The sequence below is a fragment of the uncultured Jatrophihabitans sp. genome (assembly GCF_964246335.1).
Taxonomy (GTDB): domain Bacteria; phylum Actinomycetota; class Actinomycetes; order Mycobacteriales; family Jatrophihabitantaceae; genus Jatrophihabitans.
Genome location: NZ_CAXTQF010000054.1, coordinates 12,514 through 24,251, shown reverse-complemented (window position 1 = coordinate 24,251; position 11,738 = coordinate 12,514). Strand labels below are relative to the sequence as shown.

9 protein-coding genes and 1 pseudogene (1 of these 10 running past the window's edge) are annotated in these 11,738 nt (G+C 70.7%); 9 read left to right on the top strand and 1 reads right to left on the bottom strand.

The annotated features are described in order from the left end of the window. Positions 1-34: 34 nt before the first annotated feature. Positions 35-337 (bottom strand): chorismate mutase, encoded by a 303-nt coding sequence (locus tag ACFFCN_RS14345; RefSeq protein ID WP_375492670.1) that lies wholly within the window; start codon positions 335-337, stop codon positions 35-37. Positions 338-563: 226 nt separating this feature from the next. Between ACFFCN_RS14345 and pcrA the strand changes: the two genes are divergently transcribed. The 9 genes and pseudogenes from pcrA to ACFFCN_RS14300 all read left to right on the top strand — a co-directional run. Next, a complete protein-coding gene (gene pcrA / locus ACFFCN_RS14340) occupies positions 564-2,993 on the top strand; it encodes a DNA helicase PcrA (protein WP_375492668.1) in 2,430 nt (809 codons plus the stop codon). 177 nt (positions 2,994-3,170) lie between these two features. Then, complete coding sequence (locus ACFFCN_RS14335) at positions 3,171-4,103, top strand: serine hydrolase (protein WP_375492666.1); 933 nt, start codon at positions 3,171-3,173, stop codon at positions 4,101-4,103. Next, entirely contained in the window at positions 4,100-5,278 is a 1,179-nt protein-coding gene (locus ACFFCN_RS14330; RefSeq protein WP_375492664.1) for a hypothetical protein, read from the top strand. The genes ACFFCN_RS14335 and ACFFCN_RS14330 overlap by 4 nt, the downstream gene beginning before the upstream one ends. A 9-nt stretch (positions 5,279-5,287) precedes the next feature. Then, entirely contained in the window at positions 5,288-5,692 is a 405-nt protein-coding gene (locus ACFFCN_RS14325; RefSeq protein ID WP_375492662.1) for a cobalamin B12-binding domain-containing protein, read from the top strand. 109 nt (positions 5,693-5,801) lie between these two features. After that, entirely contained in the window at positions 5,802-6,971 is a 1,170-nt protein-coding gene (gene sucC / locus ACFFCN_RS14320; protein WP_375492660.1) for an ADP-forming succinate--CoA ligase subunit beta, read from the top strand. A gap of 4 nt (positions 6,972-6,975) precedes the next feature. Continuing rightward, positions 6,976-7,851, top strand: coding sequence for a succinate--CoA ligase subunit alpha (gene sucD, locus ACFFCN_RS14315; protein WP_375492658.1), 876 nt, complete (start codon positions 6,976-6,978; stop codon positions 7,849-7,851). A gap of 272 nt (positions 7,852-8,123) precedes the next feature. Further along, positions 8,124-8,981, top strand: a complete 858-nt coding sequence (locus ACFFCN_RS14310; protein ID WP_375492656.1) for a hypothetical protein — start codon at positions 8,124-8,126, stop codon at positions 8,979-8,981. Between the two features lie 183 nt (positions 8,982-9,164). After that, positions 9,165-10,832 carry a hypothetical protein gene (locus ACFFCN_RS14305; protein WP_375492654.1) on the top strand — a complete coding sequence of 556 codons (1,668 nt, stop codon included), beginning with the start codon at positions 9,165-9,167 and terminating at the stop codon, positions 10,830-10,832. A gap of 247 nt (positions 10,833-11,079) precedes the next feature. Next, a pseudogene (locus tag ACFFCN_RS14300) lies at positions 11,080-11,738 on the top strand (DUF6350 family protein); it runs 690 nt beyond the window's last position.

Here is an 11,738-nt window from a genome sequence, read left to right as displayed (position 1 = left end):
GATCGGCGGGGTGGGGGTGTGTGGCGAAGGCGGATCAGCGGGTGCCGCGGCAGACCTGCAGCACCGCGTCGGCCAGTGCCGGCCCGTGCCCGCCGAGGGCGGCGCGGTAGCGGTCGAGGATGACGCGTTCGCGGCCGAGCTGTACCCGGGTGCCGCCTGCGCTCATCCGTTCGCGCTGCACGCGCGCCGACAGCCGGGCGCGTTCGGTGACGAGGCGGGTGATCGCGTCGTCCATCGCGTCGATCTGGGCACGGAGCACGTCGACGTCTGCCGACTGCGGCGCGGCGGTGCCTGGGGGCAGGCCGGGCATCGTGACGTCGGCGGCGGAGCTGGTCATCGCTGGTGCCTTTCGGTTCTGGGCCGAGCCGGGGCACACAGACGAACGCCCCGGCGCCGTGCGGCCCGGGGCGTTGGTGGTGGTCGGTGGATCAGCCAGCAACGGGGACCGCGTAGCGGTACCCGTAGAAAAATCGGTGGCTGTGCACGACCACATGGTGGCACGCCGCCGCGCCGTGCGGCAAGCGGCACCGACGTCGGGGGACCGACGTAGGCTCGAAGGCCGAATGAGCCAGCACCTCGACACCCTCTTCGACGCCGCGGCGCAGGACGCCGCCGCGTCCACCGCGAAGGCCCCGGAGACTGCGCAGGCGGCCTCGCGTCGCCGCATCGCGGCCGACCCGGCGACGCTGCTCGACGGCCTGAACCCCCAGCAACGGGCCGCGACCGTGCACGAGGGCGGCCCGCTGCTCATCGTCGCGGGCGCCGGCTCGGGCAAGACGCGGGTGCTCACCCATCGCGTTGCCTACCTGTTGGCCGAGCGCAACGCCACGCCCGGGCAGATCCTCGCCATCACCTTCACCAACAAAGCGGCGGGGGAGATGAAGGAGCGCGTCGCCGCGCTGGTCGGACCGAAGGCACGCGCGATGTGGGTGTCGACCTTCCACTCGATGTGCGTGCGCATCCTGCGGGCGGAGGCCAAGACGCTCGGCCTGAAGTCGTCGTTCACCATCTACGACGCCGATGACTCCAAGCGGTTGATGACGATGGTGGGCCGCGAGCTCGACCTCGACCCGAAGCGCTACCCGGCGCGTTCGCTGCTCGCCCAGATCAGCAACCTCAAGAACGAACTCGTCACCGCGCCGGCCTGGGCCGAGAAGGCAGGCACCGGACCGGAGAAGGTGCTGGCCGAGGCGTACACGCGCTATCAGGCGCGGCTGCGCGACGCCCATGCCCTCGACTTCGATGACCTGATCATGACGACGGTAGGTCTGCTGCAGGATCATCCCGACGTCGCCGACCACTACCGCCGCCGCTTCCGGCACGTGCTCGTCGACGAGTACCAGGACACCAACCATGCGCAGTACGTCCTGGTGCGCGAGCTGACCGTCCCCGAGCCGAACGCTCCGTACGAGCCTGCGGAGTTGGCGGTGGTGGGCGACGCCGACCAGTCGATCTACGCCTTCCGCGGCGCGTCGATCCGCAACATCCTGGAGTTCGAGCGCGACTACCCGGACGCCACGACGATCCTGCTCGAGCAGAACTACCGCTCGACGCAGACGATCCTCGAGGCCGCCAACGCGGTGATCGCGCGCAACCCGAACCGCCGGCCGAAGAACCTGTGGTCGGACGCCGGCAAGGGCGAGGAGATCACCGGGTACGTCGCCGAGAACGAGCACGACGAAGCCGCGTGGGTCGCGCAGCAGATCGATGCGCTCTCCGACGCCGATCGAGCCACTGCGTCGGACGTCGCGGTGTTCTACCGCACCAATGCGCAGTCCCGGGTGTTCGAGGAAGTGTTCATCCGCGTCGGGCTGCCGTACAAGGTCGTCGGCGGCGTGCGCTTCTACGAGCGCAAGGAGATCCGCGACGCGCTGGCCTACCTGCGGGTGATCGCCAACGGCGACGACGTCGTGTCGCTGCGCCGCATCCTCAACACCCCGCGGCGCGGCATCGGTGACCGCGCCGAGGCGTGCGTCGACGTCTTCGCCCAGCGCGAGCGCATCTCCTTCGGCGCCGCGCTCGACCGCGCCGACGTCGTGCCCGGGCTCGCGGCGCGCTCGCTGAACGCGATCCAGGAATTCACCACCATGCTGACCACGCTGCGCGGCGTGGCCGCCGGCCCGGACGCGACGCCTGGGACCGTCCTCGAGGCGGTGCTCGAGCAGAGCGGCTACCTTGCCGAGCTGGAGCGGTCGTCGGATCCGCAGGACGAGTCACGGGTGGACAACCTGCGTGAGCTCGTGAGCGTCGCCCGCGAGTTCGAGGAACAGCGCGCGGGCGCCGTGGACACAGCCGAGCCGGCCACGCTCGACGCGTTCCTCGAGCAGGTGTCGCTGGTGGCCGACGCCGATTCGATACCCGACGCGTCCGGCGGTGTCGTCACGCTGATGACGCTGCACACCGCGAAGGGCCTGGAGTTCCCGGTCGTCTTCCTGACCGGGCTGGAGGACGGCGTCTTCCCGCACATGCGCTCGCTGGGCGAACCCGCGGAGATGGCCGAGGAGCGCCGGCTCGCCTACGTCGGGATCACCCGGGCGCGCGAGCGGCTGTACCTGTCCCGTGCGCTGTCGCGCTCGGCCTGGGGCGCGCCGTCGTGGAACCCGCCGTCACGGTTCCTCGACGAGATCCCGGCCGAGCTCGCCACCTGGACCGGCGCCGTGGACCGCCGCCCGTTCGTCGATCGCTACGGCGACGACGACGCCGGCAGCGGCCGCTACGGCGACCACGGCTACAAGGCCTCCCGTGCGCGCGGCGCGCGGCAGCCGTCGGCGCAGGAACAGCTCGCGTCCTCCGGCCGGCTGCGCGGTGGCGTCGGCAACCGGGCCGTACCGTCACTCGATCTCGGCGATCGCGTCACCCACGATGCATGGGGGCTCGGTTCGGTGGTCGGCGTGCGCGGCAGCGGCGACGGCGCCCAGGCACAGATCGACTTCGGCGGCGACGTCGGCACCAAGTGGCTGATGCTGCGCTACGCGCCCGTGCACAAGCTCTGAGCCGACTACCGGCGGCTCGGGTGCGATCAGATGTCGGGGTCGGGACTCTCTCGCAGCCTGTATGACGGGCGTAATACAACCTGGTGAGGACATGTGCACCTGCGCGCTGTCCTACGGCGTACGACAGCGCGCGGAGCACCACGCGTAGGTCGCGGCCGCTTCGTAGACTGGCGTCCCGTGAGTACGGCCAGGCGACGCCCCGCGCGAATCTGCGCGGTCGCCGCCGCGATCGCGCTCGCCTGTGTCGCGTGTTCGTCGGGCGCGGCACCTGCGCACCGCTCGTCGTCCGGACCGCCGAGCGGGACGCCGACGAGCACCAGCGCACCGGCGACCAGCACGCCGCCGGCCACTCCCAGCACACGACCGGCCACGACCTCGCACGGGCCGAGCGCCGCGCAGATCCGCGCCGCGAAGCGCGTCCGGGCACTCGCCGGCGCGCGCGGCCACAGCGGCTACTCGGTGGCGATCCGCGACACGACGACCGGCGCGACGTTCAGCACGGGTGCGACGAGCGGGATGTACGAGGGCAGCATCGCCAAGGTCGACATCGCCGAGACGCTGATGCTGCAGCACCAGCAGCGGCACACCGCGTTGTCGAGCTCGGACCGGCAGCTGGTCACCGCGATGATCGAGCACAGCGACAACAACGCCGCGAACACGCTGTGGACGCGCGAGGGCGGCCGGGAGGCGGTCGGCAAGGCCAACGCGACGCTGGGGTTGCGGCACACCACCCTCGGGCCCGGCATCTACTGGGGATTCACGCGCACGAGCGCCACCGATCAGCTTGCGCTGCTGCAGGCGCTCGTCGAGAAACACGGCCCGCTGACGGACGCATCCCAGTACTACGTGCTGCACCTGATGCGCAACGTCGAGTCCGACCAGCGGTGGGGCGTCGCGACGCTCGCCGACGACCCGGACGACACATCCTTGAAGAACGGGTGGCTGGCGAGCTCGCTGGACGACAACCGCTGGCTCGTCGACAGCCTCGGCATCGTGCGTCGGCACGGGCACACCTATCTGATGGCCGTGCTGACCCAGCACGGGTCGTCCTTCGCCGGCGGCATCGACCTGGTGCAGGACATCGCACGCGCCGCCCTGCCGGGCGTATGACAGGGCAGCCGGCAATCGACGCCCGCGGTTTCGTTGCCGACGACACCGCCCGCATCCTCGACGAGTGGGCCGCGATCGCGCGCGTCCCGGCGCCGCAGGGCGCCGAGGCTGACCGCGCCGTGGTGATCGCCCGGCTCGCCCGCGCGTGCGGAGCCGACCCGGTCGTCGACGCCGTCGGCAACGTCGTGGTCACCGTCGACGGGGACGGCGAGGCGACGATGTCGTTCATCGCGACGATGGACGACCTCGGCACCGTCGCCGCGCACCGGGCCGCCAGCGACGTCCTCGTCGTCGACGGCGACCGCTTCGTCGGGCCGGCCACCGAGACGACGTCGTCGGACGTGTCCGCGCTCGCGATCCTGCGATTCCTGCAGGCGCAGCCCCGGCCGTGGCCGTGGCGGCGCGTCACGCTCGCGTGGGTGTTGGGCGAGGAGACCGGGCTGAGCGGGATGCACGCGCTCGTGGCCGAGCGGGGCGCGGATCTGGGCGACGTCGTCGACCTGATGGGCGGCGTCGGCACGGTCAGCTGGAACGCGATCGGCTTCGCCGGCCTGATGTTCGAGTTCACGGCGCAGCCGCGGCACTCGCTGCAGGGTGGCGTGTCCGAGGTGCCGGACGCGATGGCCCGATTTATCACCGCGCTGGACGACGATCCGCTGCCGCGGCACGCACCCCCGTGGGACGCCGACCCGCTGTCCACGCGCCGCGTCAACCGCCTGCACGCGGGGGACGTGTTCAACCATTCGCCGGCCACCGGCTCCGTCGGCGTGGACATCCGCAGCACCGACCCGGCCGAGCTCGAGCGGCTGGACGCCGCGACCCGGGACGCCGCGCACAGTGCCGCAACCGCCGCCGGCGTCGGAGTGACGATCCGCGACGGCGAACGGCAGCCGGCCATGCGGCTGCCGGGCGGCCGCGACCACCGGCTGGTGCAGGCGCTCGTACAGGCCGTCCGCGACGTCGGCCACGAGCCGGTGCTGCGGGCGTGGAGCTCGTCGAACGTCAACGTCGCCTACGCGGCAGGACTCGACGGCATCGTGCACGACGGCACCTTCCGCGGCGAGGGCCGAGGAACCGCCGAGGAGTGGACGCACATCCCGGGCGTGCTGGCCGGCATCGCCGCCGACTGCCGGCTGATCCAGCTGCTCACCGAGCGGCCCGCCGGCCCGGCATAAGCTGCGCCCATGGCCGCTCCGCTGCGCATCGTCATCGCCAAACCCGGGCTGGACGGCCACGACCGCGGCGCGAAGGTGATCGCCCGTGCGCTGCGCGACGCCGGCATGGAGGTCGTCTACACCGGGTTGCACCAGACGCCGGAACAGATCGTGCAGACGGTCGTCCAGGAGGACGCCGACGCGGTGGGGCTGTCCGTGCTGTCCGGTGCGCACATGACGCTGTTCAAGCGCACGCTCGAGTTGATGGCCGAGAACGACGCCACGGATGTGATCATCTTCGGCGGCGGCATCATCCCGGAGGCCGACATCCCCGAGCTCGAGGCGCAGGGCGTCGCCAAGATCTTCACCCCGGGCGCGACGATGGATGACATCGTCGCCTGGGTGCGCGGCCACGTGGGCGCGCCCGCCGGCTGACCGCGGCAGGGCGTGAAGCCGGTCTCACGGCGGCGACCGGCACCGCGGGCGGTCGATAGGGTCCGTAGGTTGGGCTTTGCAACACAGTCAACGAGGACGGGCGTACCAAGTGGATCTGTTCGAGTTCCAGGCCAAGCAACTGTTCCGCGAGCACGGCGTACCGGTCAGCCTCGGCGAGGTCGCGACCACGCCGGCCGAAGCGAAGGCGGTGGCCGAGAAGCTCGGCGGCGTCACCGTCGTCAAGGCGCAGGTCAAGATCGGCGGCCGGGGCAAGGCCGGCGGTGTCAAGGTGGCGAAGACGCCCGCTGATGTCACAGCCGCCGCGACCGAAATTCTCGGCATGGACATCAAGGGCCACACCGTGCACCGCGTTCTCGTCGACCCAGGCGCGGACATCCAGCAGGAGTACTACGTCTCCTACCTGCTGGACCGCTCCAATCGCACGTTCCTCGCCATGGCGTCCTACGAGGGCGGTATGGAGATCGAGCAGCTCGCCGTCGAGCGGCCGGAAGCGCTGGCGAAGGTGCCGATCGACGCCAACGTCGGCGTGGACGACGCCAAGGCCCGCGAGATCGCGGCGGCCGCGAAGTTCCCGCAGGAGCTTGTCGAGCCGGTCGCACAGGTGCTGGTCGAGTTGTGGGAGACGTTCGTCAAGACCGACGCCACGCTGGTCGAGGTCAACCCGCTCGCGAAGGTCGGCGACGGCAGCGTCGTGGCGCTCGACGGCAAGGTGACGCTGGACGACAACGCCGATTTCCGCCAGCCGGGCAACGCCGACTTCGTCGACGTGCGGGCCACCGATCCGCTCGAGCAGAAGGCCAAGGAGAAGCACCTCAACTACGTCAAGCTCGACGGTGAGGTCGGCATCATCGGCAACGGCGCGGGCCTGGTCATGTCGACGCTCGACGTCGTCGCCTACGCCGGTGAGAAGCACGGGCACGTCAAGCCGGCGAACTTCCTCGACATCGGCGGCGGTGCGTCGGCCGAGGTCATGGCCGCGGGCCTCGACGTCATCCTGAACGACCCTTCGGTGCGCTCGGTGTTCGTCAACGTGTTCGGCGGCATCACATCGTGCGACGCGGTGGCGAACGGCATCGTCACGGCGCTGTCGATCCTCGGCGAGGAAGCGAACAAGCCGCTCGTGGTGCGCCTCGACGGCAACAACGTCGAGGAGGGTCGGCGCATCCTCACCGAGGCCGCGCATCCACTGGTGACGTTGGCGGACACGATGGACGACGCGGCCGACAAGGCCGCCGAGCTCGCGAACGCGGGGAAGTGACGGCATGAGCATCTGGCTCGACGAGAACTCGAAGATCATCGTCCAGGGCATCACCGGCGGCGAGGGCACGAAGCACACCCGCCGCATGCTCGCCTCGGGCGCGCAGGTGGTCGGCGGTGTCAACGCCCGCAAGGCCGGTACGAAGGTCGACTTCGACGGCACCACGCTGCCGGTGTTCGCCTCGGTCGGTGAGGCGATGGCCGAGACGGGCGCGAATGTCACCGTCGGCTTCGTGCCGCCGGCGTTCACCAAGGACTCGGTCATCGAGGCCGTCGACGCGCAGATCCCGCTTGCCGTGGTGATCACCGAAGGCGTACCGGTGCACGACAGCGCGGCGTTCTGGGCGCATGCGGCGCAGTCGAAGACGCGCATCATCGGGCCGAACTGTCCCGGTGTGATCAGCCCGGGCAAGTCCAACGCCGGCATCATCCCCGCCGACATCACCAAGGCGGGGCGCATCGGCCTGGTGTCGAAGTCCGGCACGCTGACCTACCAGATGATGTACGAGCTGCGCGACATCGGCTTCTCGACCTGCGTCGGCATTGGTGGCGACCCGATCATCGGCACCACGCACATCGACTGCCTCGAGGCGTTCCAGAACGACCCGGAGACCGACGCCGTCGTCATGATCGGCGAGATCGGCGGCGACGCCGAGGAGCGCGCCGCGGCCTACATCAAGGCCAACGTCACCAAGCCCGTCGTCGGTTACGTCGCCGGTTTCACCGCGCCCGAGGGCAAGACGATGGGCCACGCCGGCGCGATCGTCTCCGGCTCGTCGGGCACCGCGCAGGCGAAGAAGGAAGCCCTCGAGGCGGCCGGCGTCAAGGTCGGCAAGACGCCGAGCGAGACCGCGCGCCTGATGCGCGACCTGCTCGGCTGACGCGCGCGGGGGGTCGAGCGTCGGCCCACCCGTTGATCAAAGTATGGCCGTGGTCGAATATCGACCACGGCCATACTTTGATCAAGCGCCGGCGCCGCCGGCCTGCTCGCCTTATCGTCCGAAATGACCCGGATGTCGCCCGGTGAGGGCGGATTCTTCGCGTGCTCGTTCGTGCCGCGTGGCCTGATGTAGTTCCCAACTCGCGGCCAGACCGCTAGCTTGCTCTCAACGTTCTGCCAGTTGGTCATTCCGGCCTGCGATGAGGAGTACTCATGACCTTCCAGCCGCCGAACCAGGGCAACCAGCCGCCCGCGCCGCCGCCCGGCCCCGGTCAGCCGGGCCAGTTCGGGCCGCCGCCAGGTGGCGGCTACCCCCCGCCGGGTGGTGGCTACCCGCCGCCGGGTGGTCAGGGCGGACCGGGCGGCCGCCCGGGGTTCGATCCGAAAACGGTGAACCCGCTGGACTGGGCGATCATGGGCGCGGGATTGCTCGCGTTCATCTTCTCCCTGTTCGACTACTACTCCGCGAGTGCATTCGGCTATTCGACGAGTGAGAGCGCGTTCGGGGACGGCTTCTTGGGCTGGCTGGCGGCGCTGCTCGCACTGGCGGGCGCCGCCGTGATCGCAGTCAGCCTGTTCGCCTCGCAGGTGAGCATGCCGGCGGCACCTCGACTCATCGCCCTAGGGCTGTTCGCCGTCGCGTTCCTGTGCTCGCTGATCACGATGTTCCTGAACCCGACCGACGTCCCGGATCAGTACTTCAGTCACGGCTTCGGCTACTGGGCCAGCTTCGTGCTGATCGTGGCAGCAACCGTCCTCTGCCTCATGCGGTTCCAGCAGACCGGCGGTGTGCTGCCCGGCGCGCTCGGCAGCAAGGTGCCGAATATCGGCGACAAGGGCCCGGCGGCCCGTTACGGCGGCCAGCCGACGCCCGGCGGTCCGGCCTCGGGTGGTTACGGCACGGCACCGTCACCCGGTGCCGGGCCCGGTCCGGCCGCAGGTCCGGGTGCCCCCGGACCTGGTACAGCGGGTCCTGGCGCCGGCCACCCCACCCCTGGCAATCCGGGCACCGGGGGCCAACCGCCCGGATCGCCGCCGCCACCGAGTTATGGACCGCCGTCAGGGAGCTGAGGGCCCGAACGACAGTCTTCAAAGCCGGGACGTGCATCCGTGCGCGTCCCGGCTTCGACGTGTTCACGGGCTTTCGAGCCGGCCGGGCGGGTGCGTCCGATGTTTGACCGCCAGCACCTGATGGAACGCTAGGCTCGATCGATCAAGATCCATCGCACCACCTGCGAGAGGCTGGTATCTGAGATGACCTACGGCCCACCCGGGAACGACCGGCCGGGACCATCCGAATCGTCGGAGGGCCAGCAGGACGATCAGCAGGCCGGCAACGAACAGCCCGGTGGTAACCGGCAGCCAGGCCAGCCCGGTTACGGCCAGCCGCCTCAGCCGGGCGGTTACGGCCAGCCGCCTCAGCCGGGCGGTTACGGCCAGCCGCCTCAGCAGGGCGGTTACGGGCAGCAGCCGGGTCAGCAGGGCGGTTACGGGCAGCCGGGTCAGCCGGGCGGTTACGGGCAGCCGCCTCAGCAGGGCGGTTACGGGCAGCCGCCTCAGCAGGGCGGTTACGGGCAGCCGCCTCAGCAGGGCGGTTACGGGCAGCCGCCTCAGCCGGGCGGTTACGGCCAGCCCGGCCAGCAGCAGCAAGCCGGGCAGTACGGCGCACCGTCGCCTTATGGGCAACCGGGTTACGGCCAGTACGGTCAAGCCGCTCCGTACGGGCAGTATGGTGCTGGCGGGCCAACCCGCGCCGGGTTCGACTTCCGCGCGGTCAAGCCCTTCGACTGGGCCGTAATCGCAGCCGGTGTCCTCACATTCATCTTCTCGTTCATCCAGTACTACACCGCGGACACGTCGCTGTCGGGCAGCTGTCCGGCGTCCATCCGAAACAGCGTCGCGTCAGCGACGGACAACAACTCCGAGAGCGCGTGGCACGGCTTCTTCGGCTGGTTCGGCGTTCTGCTTGCGCTCATCGGTGCCGTCGCGGTCGCCGTACACGTGTTCGCGCCGCAGGTGAAGTTGCCGGTGCCGGCACGCCTTGTCGCGGCCGGCGCGTTCGTGCTCGCCGCCATCTCCACCCTGCTCGCCCTGTTCATCGATCCCGTCAAGGTCCCGGCCAGCGAGAGCTTTCAGGGCTGCACCATCCACCCGGAAGTCGGGCACGGCTTCGGCTACTGGGCGGCACTGGTGCTCACCATCGCGGGTGCGGTGCTTGCGTTCCTTTCCTTCCGGCAGAGCGGCGGCTCGCTGTCGGCGTTGACCGGCGGTCGGGCCGGCAGCAACCAGTCCGGATACGGGTACGGCCAGCAGCAGGGTTACGGGCAGCAGCAGGGTTACGGGCAGCAGCAGGCTTACGGCCAGCAACAGGCTCAGTCGCCCTACGGCCAACAGGCGCAGTCCGGCTACGGTCAACAGCAGGGCTCTGGCCAACCGCAGCAGTCGAGTTACGGCCAATCGCAGGGGCAGTCGGAGTACGGCCAGTCACAGGGGCAGCCGTATTACGGGCAGCCGCCCGCGTCACAGACCCCGGAAGCACCGCCGACGTACGAACCGACGCAGGCCTTCGCGACCCCGTCATCACAGACCAGCGCCGCGGAGCCCGCCGAGGCGTCGACGCAGCACGACGATGCGCCCGATTACGGACCGCCGCCGAGCGGATCCCCTGTCTACGGCGGCGACGAACCGACGCCGGAAGAGAACCCCTATGCCCCGCCACCGGGTTCGGGGCCGGCGTCCGGCGGCGAGCCCACGTCCAGCTCGTTCATGCCCGGCGGCTTCGGCGAGACAAGCCGGTACGAGTCGGGTGCGGAATCCGGCGCAGAACCGGGCGGTGAGCAAGACAACCAGTCCGGAGAGCGCCGCGACGAGAGCGGTGAGTCACATGGTGCGAGTCGGTGGGCGCCGCCGGACGAGCACTGATCCTCGGCGCGCACAAACGCCAACTATTCGTCGCTTCGGCGGCACATAGTTGGCGTTTCGTCGGGCAACCCATGCTGTGCCCGGCAGGCGTCGTGCCCGGCAGGCGTCGTGCCCGGCAGGCGTCGTGCCCGGCAACCGTCGTGCCCGGCAGCCGTCCTGCCCGGACAGTGCAGCCGAAGTTCGCGTGACCTGATCACCCGCGGCGCGTCTGCCGCAGATCGGCGTGGCGCTTTGTCAGTCTGAACGGATGCCGGCACCGCGCGACGACTCGACGGCGCGGCGCAGCGTCGTGCCGCAGGCGGCCGGCCAATCGTTGTGGCGTGCGGCCGTATGGACCGGCGCGGGCACGGCTCTGCTCGCTGCCGCAGCCGCCATCGCCCTAGTCGCGATCGCGTGGCTGCCCGCCTCGGGGAGTTCGGGCAGTGCCGGATCGGCCATCCGCGCCGGACTGCTGACTTTCCTGGCCGCACTGCACGGCGGCATCACGGTCGGCGGCGTCCAGGCGTTCTTCGTGCCGGCCGGCATGACCGTGCTGCTGGGCGTGCTCGCGTGGCGCGCGGGCTGCGGGCTGGCCGACGTCGCCGCCGACCTCGAAGAAGAACGCCCGAAGACGCTGCTGGCTGCGGGCGCGCTGCAGACGGCCGCGTTCGCCGTGCCCTGCACGATCGCGGCGGCAGCGGCGTCGCTCGGCACCAGCAGCGCCGCACCGGTCGCCGTGGCGTTCGCGTCGCTGCTGCTCTTCGGCTCGTGCACCGGCGCAGCGCTGGTGCGCTGGTCGGCCCTCGGCGATCACCTGCAGGCGACGTCCCCGTCGGCAGCGCCGTTGCTCGGCGCCGCGGCGCGCTCCGCGGCGGCCGCGCTGCTCGCCTACGCGGTGGGTGCCGCGCTGCTCGTGGCCGGGGCACT

Excerpts from the sequence above, each read along its gene's own strand:
- ACFFCN_RS14325 (WP_375492662.1), top strand. The coding sequence starts at position 5,288 with ATGGCCGCTCCGCTGCGCATCGTCATCGCCAAACCCGGGCTGGACGGC.
- sucD (WP_375492658.1), top strand. The coding sequence starts at position 6,976 with ATGAGCATCTGGCTCGACGAGAACTCGAAGATCATCGTCCAGGGCATC.
- ACFFCN_RS14330 (WP_375492664.1), top strand. The coding sequence starts at position 4,100 with ATGACAGGGCAGCCGGCAATCGACGCCCGCGGTTTCGTTGCCGACGAC.
- ACFFCN_RS14305 (WP_375492654.1), top strand. The coding sequence starts at position 9,165 with ATGACCTACGGCCCACCCGGGAACGACCGGCCGGGACCATCCGAATCG.
- ACFFCN_RS14345 (WP_375492670.1), bottom strand. The coding sequence starts at position 337 with ATGACCAGCTCCGCCGCCGACGTCACGATGCCCGGCCTGCCCCCAGGC.
- ACFFCN_RS14310 (WP_375492656.1), top strand. The coding sequence starts at position 8,124 with ATGACCTTCCAGCCGCCGAACCAGGGCAACCAGCCGCCCGCGCCGCCG.
- pcrA (WP_375492668.1), top strand. The coding sequence starts at position 564 with ATGAGCCAGCACCTCGACACCCTCTTCGACGCCGCGGCGCAGGACGCC.